General features: G+C 44.3%; 12 protein-coding genes. 9 read left to right on the top strand and 3 right to left on the bottom strand.

Features of this window, described 5'->3' with window-relative positions:
- Positions 1–50: 50 nt before the first annotated feature.
- Positions 51–989: an alpha/beta fold hydrolase gene (locus tag FCU94_RS07740; protein WP_176287960.1), complete on the bottom strand. Its 939-nt coding sequence runs from the start codon at positions 987–989 to the stop codon at positions 51–53.
- 144 nt (positions 990–1,133) lie between these two features.
- Here FCU94_RS07740 and FCU94_RS07735 point away from each other — a divergent pair, with 144 nt between their 5' ends.
- The 3 genes from FCU94_RS07735 (at position 1,134) to FCU94_RS07725 (ending at position 5,670) form a co-directional block, all read left to right on the top strand.
- Complete coding sequence (locus FCU94_RS07735; protein WP_176287959.1) at positions 1,134–1,853, top strand: helix-turn-helix transcriptional regulator; 720 nt, start codon at positions 1,134–1,136, stop codon at positions 1,851–1,853.
- 202 nt (positions 1,854–2,055) lie between these two features.
- On the top strand, positions 2,056–3,138 hold the full coding sequence (locus FCU94_RS07730; protein ID WP_176287958.1) for a phosphotransferase: 1,083 nt from the start codon (positions 2,056–2,058) through the stop codon (positions 3,136–3,138).
- A 201-nt stretch (positions 3,139–3,339) separates the two neighbouring features.
- Positions 3,340–5,670: an ankyrin repeat domain-containing protein gene (locus tag FCU94_RS07725; RefSeq protein ID WP_176287957.1), complete on the top strand. Its 2,331-nt coding sequence runs from the start codon at positions 3,340–3,342 to the stop codon at positions 5,668–5,670.
- A gap of 479 nt (positions 5,671–6,149) precedes the next feature.
- Here FCU94_RS07725 and FCU94_RS07720 read toward each other — a convergent pair whose 3' ends face one another.
- On the bottom strand, positions 6,150–7,052 hold the full coding sequence (locus FCU94_RS07720; RefSeq protein WP_176287956.1) for a LysR family transcriptional regulator: 903 nt from the start codon (positions 7,050–7,052) through the stop codon (positions 6,150–6,152).
- Positions 7,053–7,151: 99 nt separating this feature from the next.
- On the opposite strand from FCU94_RS07720, the gene FCU94_RS07715 reads away from it, so the two are divergent.
- Entirely contained in the window at positions 7,152–8,000 is an 849-nt protein-coding gene (locus tag FCU94_RS07715) for an SDR family oxidoreductase (protein WP_176287955.1), read from the top strand.
- A 231-nt stretch (positions 8,001–8,231) separates the two neighbouring features.
- Here the strand turns inward: FCU94_RS07715 and FCU94_RS07710 are convergent, their stop codons facing one another.
- Positions 8,232–9,170, bottom strand: a complete 939-nt coding sequence (locus tag FCU94_RS07710) for a LysR family transcriptional regulator (protein ID WP_176287954.1) — start codon at positions 9,168–9,170, stop codon at positions 8,232–8,234.
- A gap of 121 nt (positions 9,171–9,291) precedes the next feature.
- Between FCU94_RS07710 and FCU94_RS07705 the strand changes: the two genes are divergently transcribed.
- The 5 genes from FCU94_RS07705 to FCU94_RS07685 all read left to right on the top strand — a co-directional run bounded on the left by FCU94_RS07705 (position 9,292) and on the right by FCU94_RS07685 (position 17,231).
- Entirely contained in the window at positions 9,292–9,978 is a 687-nt protein-coding gene (locus FCU94_RS07705; protein WP_176287953.1) for a DJ-1/PfpI family protein, read from the top strand.
- A gap of 221 nt (positions 9,979–10,199) precedes the next feature.
- Positions 10,200–12,041 carry a 2-oxoacid:acceptor oxidoreductase subunit alpha gene (locus FCU94_RS07700; RefSeq protein WP_176287952.1) on the top strand — a complete coding sequence of 614 codons (1,842 nt, stop codon included), beginning with the start codon at positions 10,200–10,202 and terminating at the stop codon, positions 12,039–12,041.
- Positions 12,031–13,029: a 2-oxoacid:ferredoxin oxidoreductase subunit beta gene (locus tag FCU94_RS07695; protein ID WP_176287951.1), complete on the top strand. Its 999-nt coding sequence runs from the start codon at positions 12,031–12,033 to the stop codon at positions 13,027–13,029. Before FCU94_RS07700 ends, FCU94_RS07695 begins: the two co-directional genes overlap by 11 nt.
- An 835-nt stretch (positions 13,030–13,864) precedes the next feature.
- Entirely contained in the window at positions 13,865–15,121 is a 1,257-nt protein-coding gene (locus FCU94_RS07690; protein WP_176287950.1) for an integrase, read from the top strand.
- 1,246 nt (positions 15,122–16,367) lie between these two features.
- On the top strand, positions 16,368–17,231 hold the full coding sequence (locus tag FCU94_RS07685) for a phage integrase N-terminal domain-containing protein (RefSeq protein ID WP_176287949.1): 864 nt from the start codon (positions 16,368–16,370) through the stop codon (positions 17,229–17,231).
- Positions 17,232–17,697 lie beyond the last annotated feature (466 nt).

Below are 17,697 nucleotides of genomic sequence, written 5' to 3'. Positions count from 1 at the left end.
TGCATCTTGCTAGTCATCAAGATACGCTTTGATGTCGAGTTAATCCAAGGCTAAACCTGTTTGCGTAGCCATGTGATAAGGGCTTGATTAGTTTGTCCTGGACACTCTTGTTGTAACCAATGACCGCCTTTAAGGCTAATGACGTCCACGTTGGGTACAAAATGGGTCAGAGAAGGAGATTGAGGGATCACATCCTGCTCGCCATAAATCATCAAAGCAGGTTGACGCACAATGGGGTCAACATCGGCAAGCAGTTGCCAATTTCGGTCTAGATTTCGGTACCAATTGATACTTGCGGTAAATCCAGAACACTCAAACGCACGACTGAACACCATCAGTTCTTGCTTTGTCATCAAAGGCTCCCCAAGAGCCTGTTCGGCAAGGGCGAGATCAATCATCTCCATGCCATCACTAGGAGTAGCAACAGGCAGATTTTTGCGAAATAGGTTGTGCAGGAAACGATAGGTGTTCTGTTCCAAAATTGCATCTGCAACACCAAGTTGGCGATTAAAGTGGACAAAGTAATAGTTTGAACCAAAAAACTGTTCCATCCATTCTATCCACGGTATGTCACCACGCTCCTGATAGGGTAAATTGAGATTGACGATGTGGCTGACTCTTTGAGGGTGGATTAAAGCCAACCACCAGACCAACATTGCCCCCCAATCATGACCAACGAAAGTGGCATGGGCATAGCCATAATAGTCAAGTAGTCCAATAAGATCGCTGCACAAGTGTTCGACGTCATACTCTTCGATAGTATCCGGACAAGAAGAATGCCCAAAACCACGTTGGTTGGGAACAATTACGTGATAGCCCTCTGCGACGAGAGCGGGGATCTGATAGCGCCAGCAATACGCGTGTTCTGGCCAGCCGTGGCAAAGGATAATAGGTTTCCCGATATTTTCTGTACCCGATTCAAAGACTTCAAGTATTACTCCATTAATGGCAATCTTTTTGGGCTGAGGGAAATTAGGTAATGCGTGCATTTGGTGGCTCCTTTGCAAGGGAATGTCAGTGATTTGACGAAGCACATAACGATGCACTCGTACCGAGCGCAGCTGACAACGTCACCGCATTTATATAGTCTAATGGTGACAAATGGTGTCACCAGTATCGGCTAACCTTACACAATGAATATTCGACAAAGACAAGACGCTCTTTTGCGCAGCTTACGCCGTGGCGGCCCTACGACTGTTTCGGTTTTAGCAGAAGAGCTTGGAGTATCAAAGCGCACAATACTGCGAGATTTGAGTTCGTTGCGTGATCAAGGCGTAGTGATTGAGTCAGAGTCAGGCCGCGGAGGTGGTTTGCAGCTCGACCTTCGCTCACTACAAACAACAGTCACGCTCTCTGTGGCAGAAGTGTTTGCCTTACTCATTAGTGTCACTTCGATGTATGCCAATGGTGGAGTCCCGTTCAACGGTTTGGCAGACAGAGCGCTAGAAAAAATTGAGCAGGCGTTACCACAAGAAAAGTTACATGATTTGCGAAGGCTACTCGATTGCTTGTATATCGGCGAGTTGGCCGCGCAGGTAGATACTTCTAATATCGGTAAGATGCATCCAGATTTACTGCCTGCCTTTGAACACGCGTTTCTCAAGCAACAATACTTACGTTTTGACTACTGCGATGCTAAGGGGGCTGTAACGCACCGACAGGTTGAGCCTCAGGCGATGCTGATCTTACCTCCATTGTGGTATTTGGTCGCTTGGGATCCAACACGAAATGCTTTCCGATACTTTAGAATGGACCGAATCACGGTGCCAGAGGTGATGGAGAGCCTGACGTTCTTACGCAAAAATATCCCATTCACTTCTCATGTATCCCCGGCAAGAAATATGGTGCGTTAATCCTTTCTTTTGTCGGGCCTTACCTCGAGTCAGAGCCAGACCTCTTGAATCGCAAGCGATGCAGGGGGAGAAGGCATGCTCTCAGACTACAGTGTTGACTTCAGCCTATCGTCTACGCCTTAAATTTGCTAACCACAGAGGAGTTATATTTCCCCTCTGTTTGTTAGCGTGAAGCATAGAGTGAACAAGCAGGAGAAATTTGATGAACATGCGCCAGAAACAACAACAAGTATTTGATGATAGTGAAAGCAATATTATTGTTGGTGATGTCGTGAGCTGCCCGATATCTCCGAAACAACTCGCAGAGACGACTGCTCAGTCTGAGTATGTGGTGGAAACATTTGATAGCGGGTTGACCGCGGAAGTGTTTCGTATTCGTATTGACAACCAAGACTTCACATTAAAAAAGAGACGCAAGCAAGCCAAAGTCCGTAATTTAGATGGCCATTTTTCATTTCTCAATGAGGTGCAGAGAAGAGCTGATTTTGAGGTGATTAAAAGAGACCAAGCTAACCTTGGCTGTGCAGATATTGTGAACACAGTTTATGCGGACTACCGGCTAGGCATTATCCTGTCTGATTGGATTGAGGGAGATGCGATCGAAGCATTGTCTTTCAGTCAATTAGAGCGTTTTTTTGCTACCTTGATGATGTGTGAACAGCATGGGTTATTTGAGTGGGATCTATGCTCAGGAAACTTACTTGTTGATAATAATGGATATATCAAGCTGTTTGACTTTGGCTACATGTACCCATTTGACCCGAAGCGCGAGTTCAACAGCAATGGTGTGAGTGATCCACTTTTCAACTTTTGTGAACGCTTTGAAACCCGTTTTTTATCTGGGTGGCTGCTTGAGGGGCAATACTCGAATAAAGAAGCGCTGGAGATTTTTAGCAGAGTAAGACGCGCCGCGCTAAAGGCAATCGAAAATAAAATCGAGTGGTTATTCGATCAGGGTGCTGAGCAGCATATTGTCAACTATTACCGTGGATTGCGAGCTCAGTTCAGGGAAGCGTTATCGAGTGACGAGGCGTTGCAAGCATGCTATTTACTGTCAATGTTTCGCTCTCATGTGCTTGATATTGAGGATGATTTGGAAGGGAAAAGTTGCACCCCTCTTACATTAAAGCGAATAGAGGTAGTACAAACAACTCTCAACGAGCATTATCCGATGCTTAAAAATAACGGTGCTTTGTTTTACCACAATGATGGGTTGTCTCTAGAAGAATTGACTAGGCAGTATCAGAACAAATATCAGTTGGCGAAACAGTACCAGCTAGTGTAAGCCTCATGTTTATGAGTGCCGCTGTCGCCGCTTTCGATAATGATAGTTCTCGATATAGACGCTAGCGCATTGATTCACCGCAGTAATGCTTCAGCTCTGTTCTGTATAATCGAGAAAGGTTATTGACAGAATGTTCTGATTGGAGAGTGAATAATGTGTCCTCGCAACTTTTCCTACGGTGTCCATGTCACTAGGCTGTTGGTGAGCATCTTCATCGCAGCATTGCTCGTCGGGTGCGGCACAGCAACGCTAGCGTTGGTGAATGCCAACATAGACAAAAACGAGACTAACGCGCGAAAGGAGATTGATCATATTCGTCTCGATCCTTCTTTGGAGGAGGGAACTCGATCTGAACGTCTGTACAAAGCACTGTCTATGGCCTCGGGCTGGAGTTTAGAGTTAACGCAAGAGCTTGTTGAGAGTGATGGCATTCCTGTCAACTATCCTGCAGGAAGTGCGATGGCTCAAAGGGTAGATCCGCCACTGTTGGTTGCGGTCAAAAAAAGAAATCTGAAAATCGCACAATATTTATTGGAACAAGGGGCCAACCCTCATTTGCCGTTGGGTGATTATCCGTTGACGCGCGCGGTGCTCAACAAAGATTCTCAAATGGTTAAGTTGCTGCTTGAAGCAGGAGCGAATCCCAATGCACATTTTCCATATTCTACGCATGCCAAATCTATACTTAAAGCCGCTATAGATGAAGCAGACCATCAAAGTGCAACACTGATTCGATCTGCTGGCGGGGTAGTTGAGCCTAGTAAAGATCAGAAGAGTGCGCATTTCGCCCTTGCTAAGACCTATGAGCCTAAGCAACTAAATACTGACACCTTGTTTGCTAACACGTCAGAGAAGCCACAATCGTTATTGAAAAAATCGACTGAACCAAAGCCACTCACGCTAAGTCAGATTAACGCTAAGTATCTCGAAGCTATCCGTAGCGGGAGCGATAGCACTTTGTTGAGTTTACTTGAGAAGTTCAAACCAGAGGGGCCTCTTTGGGATTTGAAATTAGAGGCGGTAAAAGCAAATCAGCCCCGAGCATTGCAAGTCCTGATTGACTTCGAACCAAGCGTCAATGGACCACTGGCTCACCGTCAGCTTTTGTATGAAGCGACGCAGCAACAAGACAGTGTGTTGACTATAGAAACCCTACTTGCGTCTGGAGCCAATACTGAGCACTTAGATTCATCGGGAAACAGTTTGATCATGCTGTCGTTGCCTCAGTTGTCTGAACGGTTACTTGATCATTTATTAGAGCGAGGAATATCTTGGTCAGATGCCAATATTTTTGGAGATACTCCTTTACATAGGGCGAGTGCTTTAGGTTTTAATTATGCGATTGAGCGATTCCTCCAACTGGGAGCCGACCCCAAGGCCGTAAACGGTAAAGGGAATACACCGCTAGATTTTGCGACCAGTTATGGTAAATCGGGCGCGATTAACAGACTTCTTCCGTACTATTTAAATGATGACAGCAGTAGAAAAACGCTTGAAGTATTGTTGGTAAGGTCAGTCGATAAAAATAACGTTTCGCAGGCTACCTTACTACTGGCTGCCGGGATATCTCCGGACGTAAGAAACTATGAAGGAAAGTCACTTTTGTATCTCGCGGCTGAGAACAAGTCGTCTGATGATTTAGTGAAGCTTTTATTAGCGGCAGGCGCTGACCCGAACCTCCCACGTTTAAAGGGAAGAGGAGAGACCCCTATCATGGCTGCTGCGCCTAGACGGCTCTCTCATGTCAAGCTGCTGATGGTTGCGGGTGGGAAACTCAATCAAGCCGATGATTATGGAGAAAACGCTATGGATCATCTTATTGAGTATTCCGCATATTACTGCAGTCAGTTAAAGGCTTTGCGACGCTTAGGAGGATATTCTTTAAAAAAACCACACTTTTTTGAGCAGGTAGACTCAGATTGCTTTTATGACGACTCTAACTACGCTTTAGCTGCGACTCAAAATGCTCTCAGGAGTCAGGTCCAAGTATTAGAAAAACGTAGTCTCTCAGCAGAGAAAAGACTTAAACAAACTATAGATATTGGGACAGTTTTAAGAAAGCAAAACCAATCTCTTGAAAGAGCAAAACAACAACTCGCGACTGTAAGTAGGACTTCTTCAAGCAACACAGCGAAGGTAGCAGTGAAAGCAAATAATTCTAGCGTGAACAGAGATACTCTCGGTCAGCCAGCGAAACATAGCAAAACTACTTCTGTTAAAGCAAAGTCGGTTGATAAATGTGGCGCTTCGAATACATCTTGTAGTTCAAAAGAGATACAAAAGAAGAAACGCGATGGCTTGGCTCTCACATGGCAAAATGAATATGGTAAATGGTTTGCATGTGGCCCTGTTCAGTGTACTGCCGCGTCTAATAACAGCGAGAGCGCAGCGTTGGACTTCGTGACAAATGATGATTCCCATTCGCTCTATGCTACCGGCCAAAAATTAGGTCGTTGCAAAATTTACAAGGTATCAAACATAGAGTCGTACGACAGTTCAGCAGAAGAAGTAAAAAGAAAATCAAAATGCTAGTTTAATGAGCAGAGCTGTTAAGAGCTATTAGGTTTGAGATCTATTGCGTTAATCCGAGACGGGCTCGCGGTATTGACCGTTGTATCACGTCTTAGTAAATGAGTGATAGAATGGCTGAAGTGAGCGTTTTTGATGGCGATTTCGTCAGCCAGCACGAAAATATCTTCTTCAAGTTCAAGACCTTGAGTTGATGGGTAATAGCGCTCCTGCTGCGGGAGGCTCCTCAAAAAGGGTTGAGTGTTGCAGGCAAGCAACGTGGCTATGAAGCCAGAACGGTCATTAGCGAAGAGCTAGGGCATGGAAGTGACTGCGGTTTGTTTGGGCATTGAAGTAACAGCTAGATCCCAACGGCCGATCTTAAACGTGTTTTAGGTTAGAACACTTTGTGTCACTTTCGAAGGAGCAGAGTGTTCAAAGTCAGAACATTTTTAGCTTTGTATTCATCAATCCAAAAGATCAGAGAAGCGCGGTTCTGTAAACTAACGAATACCCGTTAGTGTCATCAGTTCTTTTTGTTTATCCAAGATGAAATCGATAAACGTCGACAGTTTTTTAGACTTGGTTCTTGACTCATGAAATACAAGGTAAAAATTAATCCCATCGGGCCATAGTGATTCACACACTGGCACTATTTCCCCTTTGGCTATCGCAGAATGGGCATCGAAGTACGGTACGTATATAAGTCCTAACCCTGCTTTAGCGGCTCGCACTGCTTGCTGGGGAGATTCGAGCAACAACCCCGATTTTGGGATAATGGTATGCAGTTTGTTATTTTGCTTGATTAGCCATGGAAAGCCTTTCCCCTTAACACCAATGTTAACCACCTCTTGAGCCTGCAGCCACGCAAAATCCAGACAATCGCCATGCTTGTTAAGCCAACTCGGTGACGCGTAGATCCCGTACTGCAACTCAAATAACCGACGCTGTCTCAGATCAGAGTCGGATAGTGGACCCTGCCGAAAGGCGATATCAATTCTATCTTCGTAGAAATCGAGGTTTTCGTTACTGCCAACCAGTTCAATGTTGAGTTTTGGATAGGTCGATTTAAACTCAATAACCCAGTCGCTGAGTGGCCAATCAACAAATTGAAGTGGGGCTGTGATACGGAATGTTCCAGAGACTTGGGATTGATTATCTTGCCAATCTTTTAATGACTGATACCCCATTTCGAGTTGTTTGGTTAGTATCAAATACTCATTGCCAGATTGGGTGACTTGCATGCTACGAGTGTTTCTTACCAACAGCGTCGTTCCCAGTTGGCTCTCTAGATTGGCGATGCGTCGGCTCACCGTGCTAGTTGGTACACCTAACTCGCTTGCGGCTTTTGAAAAAGAACCCATTCTCACCACTGTTGAAAACCATAAGCTCGCTTCAAGATCCATTTTTATCCCATTTTTGATAAATAGACTCTCACTTTATCCTACTAATAATATTAATCAATGCCACTTACTATTGACGATACATTCACAAGGAGTCTAATTATGTTTAGAACAATTGCTGTTATCGGTGCAACTGGCATGCTTGGTTTACCTGTCGCAAAAAAGCTCGCTCAGGATGGGCATCGCGTTCGAATTATTTCTCGAGATTCATCTAAAGCTCGTGATCTATTTCAAGGGCCTCAGTATGAGTTTTTCGCAGCCGATCTGTTTGATGAAGAAAGCTTAACTGCTGCGTTGAAGGGAGTAGAAGCGATTCATATCAACCTCAGTGGTAATAGCCCAGAGACTTACTATCGAAATCACGTCGAGGGAACAAAACACATTCTACGCGCTGTCGATAAATCGTCGGTCCAACTAATTACAATGATTTCAACAGCGACGGCGTATGAAAAGAACAGTTTTCGAGCTGATACGAAGGCGAAACTCGAAGCAGAAAACCTGTTAAAGAATAGTGGGATCCCATACATCACATATCTACCAAGCTGGTTTTTCGAAACCTTAAACTTATTGGTTGACCAAGAAACTGTAACGACCATGTGCCAATCAACACAACCTTTACGCTGGATCAGCGTTCAAGATTACGCCAAGGCTGTCGCACAAAGTTATGGAATGCCAGAACTTTACAATAAACGATTAACGTTATTAGGACCGGAAAGCTTCACCATTACCGAAGCTGCGGATCTGTTTGCGCAAGCTAAGAAACTTGGCAGGTACCACATGACAGAAAGCGAGGCCTGGGACTATGCCAAAGAGGTGGCGGATGACACTTTGCTTGATTCAGTCGATCTATTGTCCTACACCGAAAAAGTTGGAGAAGAGCCAGAATCGAGTACGTTAGACCATCCCCTTATAGCCTCTACTCGCCTTTCCGACTGGTTAACGGCTAATTAAACTCTGATCTCACGTGAAGGCTTTCATCTATTGAGAGCCTTTGTTTGGTCAGTTCGCTCTGATTTGTGTTTAGGATGCCTTTGCACATTTCATATTAGATTCGGCTTGATAACGTGAGGCCGCATATTAAGTGTTATGTCTTAGCACCTTTAGCTGTACTTCCTCAGTCTTAAGGGAAAGGGTACGCGACTGAGCTTATGGAATAAGCTGAGAAGCAACTAAAAATCAAAACTAAATCTCAGTGAGAGCGTTGACCCAAGTGCGACGTGGGTTCTCTCCTTGAGCTTGTATTGATTCCACGACAAAATCTACAAACAGTTTGATCCTGAGGGGTAAATGCTCACGGCGATGATAGAGTATATAAACACCTTCATCTTGCGGGCGAAAGCTTGGAAATAGCGGCGTGATCTCCCCCGCTTTTATCCAATCACGAGCGATGAAATGAGGAATTTGGGTTAAGCCAAGGCCCTGAGCACAAAGCTCTGCCATTGATTCTCCATCATTGACAACAATGTTTTGGGCTATTTCAGGTATTTTTGCTTCGTCGCTCGGGGGCAGTTTCAGTCGTAACAATTTTCCTGTTTGTTTAAAGCGAAAGCGTATCCAAGAATGTTGATGAAATTCATGTGGTCCGCTTGGGGCACCGTGTTGATTGAGGTAGTTATGACTCGCACAAATCAAATAGTCTATAGGGCTCAGTTGTCGAGCGATCAGTTGTGAGTCTTGAACTGCCCCTGAACGAATCGAGACATCAATGCCATGCTCGATCATATCTAGGTAAGCGTCATCAAACTGAATATCTAGGGCAATGTTAGGGTACAACTGGCGAAATTCTGTGAGTAAGGGCTGGATGTATCTCCGCCCATATGACACAGGCAAGTTCAGCTTTAATGTACCTGATGGAAGTCGATTAGATTGTTGCAGTTCTTCTTCGCAGGCGCTGAGTTCATCGAGTACCAATCGCGCCGTTCGAGCGTATTGATGACCTGCTGAGGTTAGATTGAGCTGGCGAGTGGAGCGCTGAAATAACTGGATCCCTAGCTCTGACTCTAACCTATGCAGCGCCTTACTCACTGTGGATGGGTCAGTACCATACTTTTTAGCGGCGGCTGCAAAGCTTCCTCGCTCTAACGTCGCAACAAAAAAGCGTAAAGTACGTATCTTATCCAACCCTATGCCGCCATTATTCGTGAATTTAATTCACTATAGATGAGTTATCTAGGCACTTCAATCACGAAGTGGGTTCGATAAGATAATGCGAACTCTTTCAGTCTAATCACGAGGTGAAACAATGTTTAATGGTCAACTGAAGCGCCGCACTATTACTCTATCAATATTTATTCTCGGGCTTTTTACTCTGACGCCGACCGTATCAGCTGCCGATAAGACCATTGGTATTCTGGTTTACGATGGTGTGCTTACATCCGATGTGACAGCTCCCCTCGAGGTGTTTGGCGTCGCCAGTCGATTAACTTGGTTTAGTGATTATGACGTCGTGACGATTTCCGTGACGGACAAACAAATCGTCACCACCGAAGAAGGATTAGAAATCGGTGTAGATACCTGGATCGGGGAAGCGCCCCCATTAGATGTTTTGATACTGACATCAAGCTATGACATGGAACCATTGATCAACAATCGTAGCTTGGTTGAATACGTGGCTTCCACAGCGAAACAGGCTGAATGGATGGCAAGCAATTGTTCTGGTGCTTACCTGTTAGCCGAAGCCGGCGTATTGAATGGAAAACAAGCCACAACATGGGCAGGGGGAGAGCGTGATTTCCAAAGTGACTACCCACAAGTTAACGTGCTGAGCGATAAAAACTACGTCATCGATGGTAAGGTTCTGACGTCGAATGGCAGTCTAGTGAGCTACCAAGCCGCTCTCAAGTTATTAAACTTGATGAGCTCTCCCGCTAAAGCCGAAGAAGTGGCTGATGCGCTGCAATACTCTCGATTTTCAAATCAAGCTTTCTAATAGTAAGTGGAGAACCTACATTCGGTTGAAGGGAAACTCGCTAGGTGGGTAGAGAAACGATATGAAGATGAAGCAAAACCTGAGCTTGGAATCTAATTGACTAGAATTTAGGTTTGAACTGACGCTTTATCGTAATTTTTTCCTACTATCTATTTCATTCCATGCAACTAAACAGCGCAATGAACCACACTTAATTGGCTTGAACATTGCCAGAGGTATTAATGACAATAATTCAACTTGAACGCGAAGTGATCTGTTTTGCTGGCGATTCCGGAGATGGCATTCAATTGCTTGGAGAACGCTTCTCCGACAACTCATCTAAACAGGGTAACGATGTGATGACGTTGCCTGACTATCCTGCCGAGATTCGTGCGCCAGCCGGAACGACATCGGGTGTGTCTGCCTTTCAGATGCAGTTCTCATCTACCGAAATTTTCACCCCTGGTGATGAGTACTCTGTGTTGATTGCCCTAAATGCAGCAGCGTTAAAAAGCAAAATTTCCCAGCTTTCTCAAGGTGGCCTCGTCCTGATTGATATTGATGGCTTTAATAAAAAGAATCTTGAACTAGCAGGTTATCAATCTGACCCATTAAGTGATGGTAGCCTTTCAAGTTATCGGGTGATTGCTGACAATTTCACACGTTTGACTGTGCAATCTCTTGTTGAAATGAACATTGCACCAAAGGTAGTCAAACGAAGCAAAAACTTCTTTATGCTTGGTATTGTTTTCTGGATTTATAGCCGCCCTTTAGAGCCTACTATCGACTGGTTAAGCACCAAGTTCAAATACAACTTGGACGCGAAAGAAGCGAATATTATGGCACTAAAATCGGGCTTTAATTACGCGGATACCACCGAGATTTTTAGTGAGAGCTTTCAGGTCGCTCCGGTTGCGGAAAAATCAGGCCTGTATCGCACTGTGTCAGGAAATGAAGCTTTGTCTCTCGGATTGATCTGCGCTGCTGAACAACTCGAGCGCACATTGTTTTTGGGCTCGTACCCGATCACGCCAGCTTCCGACATTCTACATACACTGGCTTCCTATCAGAACTTCGGAGTAAAAACCTTTCAGGCTGAAGATGAAATTGCCGCTGCTTGCTCTGCTCTGGGAGCATCGTACGCGGGAGGCCTAGGAGTCACATCGACTTCTGGCCCCGGACTCTGTCTAAAAGTAGAAACCATTAACCTTGCGGTCATGGCTGAACTGCCGTTGGTTATTATCAACGTGCAACGAGGAGGACCATCTACCGGTTTGCCGACCAAAACCGAACAATCGGACTTACTGCTATCAATGTATGGTCGAAATGGTGATTCACCTTTACCAGTGTTGGCTCCGGCTTCTCCTGCAGACTGCTTTGATATGGCGATAGAAGCCAGTCGCATAGCAACGACATTTATGACACCAGTGATCTTATTAAGCGATGGTTATCTAGCGAATGGCTCAGAGTCTTGGTCTGTTCCGAACCCTGACGATATTAAGCTCAGTGCCAAGGTTCACAATTCAGGAGTTGGGCAGTTTTACCCATATCAACGTGACGATGTGTATTACAGTCGAGAGTGGGTCGTACCGGGAACGAAGGATAAAATGCATAGGATTGGAGGATTGGAGAAGCAATCGCTAACGGGGGAGCCTTCTCATGATCCTGAAAACCATCAGAAAATGACCGATGAAAGAGCGAAAAAAATCGACAACATTCGTCATTTCATCCCTAAACAGACGTTAATGGGCAGCACGAACGATTCACTACTAGTGATCAGTTGGGGAGGGACCTTTGGCTCGGTATCAACGGCTGTTGATGGTATGAGAAAACAAGGTGCCTCTGTTGCTCACGTTCATATCAAGTATCTCAATCCGTTTCCTGAAAATTTTAAGGATATTATTGGTCGCTTTAAACACGTTATCGTCTTTGAATTGAACAATAGACAACTGGTGAAAGTAATTCGTTCAGAGTTTGCCATTGCTGCTCGCAGCACAACCCAAGTTAAGGGCTTACCATTCAAAGTTCATGACGTTATTGAATCCATCAATCGATACTTAGAGGAGATCAGACATGACAACTAACGAACTCAATCGCAAAGATTTTGCTTCAGATGTTGAGGTGAAATGGTGTCGAGGCTGCGGTGACTTTAACGTATTAAAAACGATACAATCCGTGCTGGCTAAAACTGGTCGAACACGAGAAAATACCGTGTTCATCTCTGGCATTGGTTGCTCATCACGGCTCCCTTACTATCTGGATACTTATGGATTTCATACTATTCACGGACGCGCGCCGGCCATTGCCACAGGCGTTAAAGCGACCAATCCCGCTCTCGATGTTTGGGTGGTCACTGGAGATGGTGATGCCTTAAGTATTGGAGGGAATCACTTTATTCACGCGATTCGACGCAATCAAGACATCAAAATTCTTCTGTTTAATAACGCAGTTTATGGCCTCACTAAAGGCCAGTTTTCACCAACCAGTGAACAAGGTTTTGTCTCTAAATCGAGTCCTGAAGGTTCTCCCGACCAAGCGCTAAGGCCTTTAGCTCTCGCAGCCGCAGCAGGCGCGACATTTCTGGCACGAACCTCGGATAATGATCCAACGCACATGGCAATGGTACTAGAAGCGGCGGCTTCGCATACAGGGACGGCGGTTGTTGAAATTTTGCAAAATTGCGTCATTTTTAACGATAAAGTTCACGCGCCATACAACAGCCCCGCTAACAGAAGTGAACATTTGCTGTATCTGAGCGATGGTGAACCCTTGTTGTTTGGTAAAGAACTCTCTAAGGCGATAGACAGTAAAGGGTTTAGCTTTACAGTCGTTGATTCAGAAACGCCATGTCTTATGACCCATTCTACTCAAAATGAAGAAGCACACTACGCTTATGCTTTAGCCAATCTATGCTATCCAGAGTTTCCGGTTCCAGTGGGCGTTTTTCGTGCGATTGAAAAACCGACCTTTGACCAAGTCATCAGGCAACAGCAGCAACATGCTACTCAAAAACATGGAGTAGGCAGCTTATCCGAGTTGTTAAAACAAAACAGTTACCAAAGAGTATGCTAATAGGCAGAAATGTACCTATAAGAGGTGATTCTTTACAGACTTTGGAACTGTTGAGCGTTCAATTGTTCTTCACCAGTAACAACTGAGCCGCACCATCAATATGGTGCACGAAAGTAAGCTGGCAACTAGGGTCAATATAGAACATTTTCAGCTGAGAATGATAACCTTATTCGTGGCTGACTTTCTCCTTTATTTCGTCCACACTTATTCCACCAAAAAGTGATGTGGTTATTGTGGAGTTGGCTAAAGTGGCGAAGTTTCAGTAAGTTGAAGAGAATTGAGAGCGTTTTTGAGGCTTCAAAAACGGTGAAACCCCGATGTTGGTAGTAAGCACAATTGTAGGGTATTGATTTTTAAAGTTTTCATTACTTTATAGAGCATTTCATATCTTAAAGTGACGTCTTAAATGCGAAAATGCTCTAATTGGTAAAAGCTTATAAATCAATCGTTTGTAATCTTGCTATTACTGTATAAGTCCACCCTATAGCGACTGATATCGGCCACTTTACTCATCTCCTCTTCATTTGCTTTTGTGGCCAATTGCCGCTCAAAACAAATCTTACCGAAAATTTCATGCATAGTTTTTCTTAAGCAATTTTCATTATTTGAAATGTGAGGAGAAGAACATGGCAATCCGATACTTAAGACCGAGTCAGTACATTGAGGAGTTTTATCCTGGATCTGGTATGTGCAGCGCCACGATCATTAATTGGATAAAAATTGGCAAGCTGGGCGGCACTCGAACCCCCACAGGCCGATACCTTGTCTGTATAGATGAAGATATAGGCAACCCAGCCGATCGAATTTCAGAATTAGTCAGATTTCTGGAGTCGTGATGGTAGGTCGAGCAAGAAGTAAAGAAACGGCTCACTACCCAGCATTTCTTGTGCGAATGAGCCACAGGGGAGAGCTTCGTTTTCGCTTTACAACTGTTGAAGGTGTTAAACGACTTTTCCCTAGTGGCACCACTGAGCAAGAGGCGATTCAAGCGGCGTATGTTTATAACATGCAGAACAGGCCGGAATTGACGCAAGACTTCGATCTTAATGAGCCAAGCCAATTTCAAAGAGCTATATCAAAAGGGCGTAGAGATAAGTTTAATAAGCCATTAAAAGATTGGCTTCCTGTCGTGTTGGCCCGTGTCAAAGCCGAAGAAAAACTCTCAAAAGACGTTTTTCGAAACTTAGAACGTGACTGTGAAAGGCTGGAAGAGCACATGGGTAAGTGCTTAACAAAATCGTTGAAGTTACAGCATATCAATGAACACATTGGTAAATACTATGCAGAACTTAATAATCGACAGCTAAATGGAAAAATCAGCAATCTGAAAAAGATATTTTCCTATTTGGCTGACGAGAGTGCGATAGAGAGTAACTTTGTTCTTAACAAGAAACAGCGACGCTTATCGAAAGAGGATTACACCAAAGCGCGTCACAACTTAGATTATGAAAGCTATCTTCAGATTTACGAAGCAGCACCACTGTTCTTGAAAGTCGCGATGTCTTTAACCTTAGAGACAACTCATGCTGTGCGAGAAATCTACCGATTGCGTTATCGAATCAAGAAGCCAAGAGAAGGCGTATGCGGTATTCTGTGGAACCCAGAGGGTAGGGTGGGTTACATTGACGGCCAACCCATCTATGGAACGCTTTATATTCACCGCCAGAAAGTCCAAAAGTCGGAGACTTCTGCGGTAGCAATTCCAGTTACTCAGGCGATAAAAGACATTGTCGACCTGTCCAAAACCTCAAGGTTGCACTGTCCGTATGTGGTGCATAGAAAACCTCGCCAATTACAAAGAGGTATCTCTAAGGAAACTGACCATCTTTATCAGGTCCATCACCACAATATCAGTAAAGAGTTCAGCAAAGTAAGAGACTCTTTGGGCCTATACGATCACCTTAAGAAAGCCCTTCGGCCAACCTATCATGAGATCCGAGGATTATCTGCAAGAATGATTGAAGAGCAGGGCATAAGCGCAACTGAGCGAATGGCTCATGCCAACGCGGATACAACTAAGATTTACACGAGAGAAAATGATATTCGCTGGAATCAGGTTCCAGCGATTGAGGTTAAGCCAAAGGTTGGTTAGGGCCGTTAATCGGCTTAGAAGGGCTTAAGTGGTATCAGTGCGCTCTAGGATAGATCAGTTACCTCAAGAGTTTGAAAAGCAAATCAATCACACAGGCTGTGGTCTAAAACGTATGTGCGACTTGAGTATTTTAATGTGAGTTCTCTCTGAGATGTACATTCGATATAGCTGTATTGATCTATTTTTTTTCTAATGTTGTTATCCAGCCATACAGCAGAAACCACAGAGCTGATTACGACGATCGCTACAGTGTATAGACCTGTTTTTGTCGAAAATGGTGCTTTTAGTAATAGCTCCATTGATGGGTGAAGCATGACTAAGGGTACGATCGTTATAAACCCAAATATTATAAAGCCGACAAAAGAAGCTACATTATTCAATAATCCTGCAATTCTTACTTTAGGAATTGTGCCGATTAAACTGTTAATGCTGAATAACTCATTAATTGAGCTATAACTCAACCAAACCATATAAACCATAAGAGGCCAACTAATCATAACTTTTAGCCAACGCTTTCTCTTTAGCCTTCGGTTGAACTCGTTATTGGAAAAGACGTCGTAGAGCATTGATTTTCTGATAATAAAACTGAAGGTCTAGCACCATATCAGAAAAATGGTCGGGGCAAAAATTTGCTCGATGCGCACCTACATCTTAAAGAATACAGTGGATATTTGATTTCTATCTAACTCACTTTTTGGGGAAACAAGGTAGAAGTAAGTCAAGCTACTCGAGTCCTGTCACTCCAAACAAGGAGTGACAGGACGGACAGCGCCCGCCATTACTACCTTCCGAGCCGATTCTCAGAATTATCAGCGAATGACGCCGAACCCAAACTGGCGCTGAGAGCGTCACCAAATTTGAATGCTCGGCACTCATCGTACACAATGAAATGGAATTAAATACGCAGTCATTGCTGCATAGCCTACTTGTAAAAGAAACCAATTAATTACCAGCGCATTCTTATCTCATCAGCCCTACGGGCTTCTGGGGATTAAGCAATTGCACATGGCTTACAGTCATTCAATTGTTCGGAATTTCTGACCGCACAGTAGTCTCACTCCATTACCTAATTGCTTCAACCAAGCGATAGGCGTTCTGTCGAAATGAACGGGAGTAACAACACTAATCTGAAATCGCATTGATACCTAACTACTGCACCCGTGAAATAAGAACCTTCGAATGACAAGAGAAAGAGCCGACACCATACGGCTCTTTATTTTTCATTGAACAAGAAGAGGGTTAGCGCATGGCTACTAATTTCTATTTCCAAATTACCCGTTTACTACACCGAAACCCAGATGGCTCGAAAGCCACTCAAGCAGAGAGAAAGAAAGTGCTCAAGCTGGTGGACAGTCAACTGAAAGAGCTGAATGTACGAAACTTAGAGCTAAAGAACTTTGGCCGTCGACACGCAGTAAAGCTATTGACTCATTGGCAATCGCAAGGCTTATCGGCTGGTACAATAAAAAACCGAATGTCTCACCTAAGATGGCTATCAGAAAAAATTGGTAAGCCTGGGCTTATACCCGCTAACAATGCATCTCTAGGTATTGAAAAGCGCCATTACGTTACAAACATCAATCGGTCCCGCCATATATCAAATGAGCAGTTATCAAGGCTCAATAACCGCTATTTAGAAGCGAGTTTCAGATTACAGGCCGCCTTTGGTCTTCGCCGAGAAGAGTGCATGAAGATAATACTGCGCTTTTCGGATAAAGGTGATCACTTAGTCCTGACTAAAACGAAAGGCGCTAGGCCTCGAACCGTACCAATCAGAACCCAAGCACAGCGTGAACTCATCGACTCGATAAAAAAGTGGGTGGGGGATGGTTCATTAATACCGAAAGAGGACACGTATAAAACTCATTTAGGTAGATATGAACGAGCGTGTATCAAGATGGGGCTAGAGCGTGCACATGGCCTAAGACATGCGTATGCGCACCAGCGATACCTTGAGTTGACGGGTAATAGCGCTCCTGCTGCGGGAGGCCCGTCAACGAAAGGGTTGAGTGGTGCAGACAAGCAGCGTGACTATGAAGCCAGAATGATCATAAGCGAAGAGCTAGGGCATGGCCGAGAGGAAGTGACAGTAGTTTATCTAGGGCGTTGAATAATGGCTGAGTCATTTTTAGTTAGAGCTATTTAGAGGTATGTCGAGCAGCAGATTGTTCTGAATTAGAACTGTTTTGGAGGCATGTTTTAGTAACAGGGTGTTCTAAGTTAGAACGGTTTTGGCGGTATGTCTGGGAGCAGGGTGTTCTACGTTAGAACGGTTTTGGCGGTATGTCTGAGCTGCAGGGTGTTCTAAGTTAGAACGGTTTTGGGCGGTATGTCTGAGTGGTTGGGCGTTCTAAGTTAGAACGGTTTTAGTGTTATGTCGTAGCAACAAGGTGTATTAAGTGAGAATAGTTATAACAGCTTATCTAACTTGTAGTTGGATTATTCGACCGTAGAACCAAAATTGGCCAGCTACTCTGGCTTGCTTATACTGCCCCTTGGTACTTGGAGTTCGTGCTCTTTACTAAATTAGTTTAAAGTAAGCTCATTAAGGTTAGGGGCTAGAACTTACATAGCAG

Origin of the sequence: Vibrio sp. JPW-9-11-11, assembly GCF_013369335.1 — a bacterium.
Lineage (GTDB): Bacteria > Pseudomonadota > Gammaproteobacteria > Enterobacterales > Vibrionaceae > Vibrio.
Note: the sequence above shows the minus strand (reverse complement) of the source record. Positions and strands in the feature narration are given on the sequence as shown.

Excerpts from the sequence above, each read along its gene's own strand:
- FCU94_RS07740 (WP_176287960.1), bottom strand. The coding sequence starts at position 989 with ATGCACGCATTACCTAATTTCCCTCAGCCCAAAAAGATTGCCATTAAT.
- FCU94_RS07735 (WP_176287959.1), top strand. The coding sequence starts at position 1,134 with ATGAATATTCGACAAAGACAAGACGCTCTTTTGCGCAGCTTACGCCGT.
- FCU94_RS07730 (WP_176287958.1), top strand. The coding sequence starts at position 2,056 with ATGAACATGCGCCAGAAACAACAACAAGTATTTGATGATAGTGAAAGC.
- FCU94_RS07720 (WP_176287956.1), bottom strand. The coding sequence starts at position 7,052 with ATGGATCTTGAAGCGAGCTTATGGTTTTCAACAGTGGTGAGAATGGGT.
- FCU94_RS07715 (WP_176287955.1), top strand. The coding sequence starts at position 7,152 with ATGTTTAGAACAATTGCTGTTATCGGTGCAACTGGCATGCTTGGTTTA.
- FCU94_RS07705 (WP_176287953.1), top strand. The coding sequence starts at position 9,292 with ATGTTTAATGGTCAACTGAAGCGCCGCACTATTACTCTATCAATATTT.
- FCU94_RS07700 (WP_176287952.1), top strand. The coding sequence starts at position 10,200 with ATGACAATAATTCAACTTGAACGCGAAGTGATCTGTTTTGCTGGCGAT.
- FCU94_RS07695 (WP_176287951.1), top strand. The coding sequence starts at position 12,031 with ATGACAACTAACGAACTCAATCGCAAAGATTTTGCTTCAGATGTTGAG.
- FCU94_RS07690 (WP_176287950.1), top strand. The coding sequence starts at position 13,865 with ATGGTAGGTCGAGCAAGAAGTAAAGAAACGGCTCACTACCCAGCATTT.
- FCU94_RS07685 (WP_176287949.1), top strand. The coding sequence starts at position 16,368 with ATGGCTACTAATTTCTATTTCCAAATTACCCGTTTACTACACCGAAAC.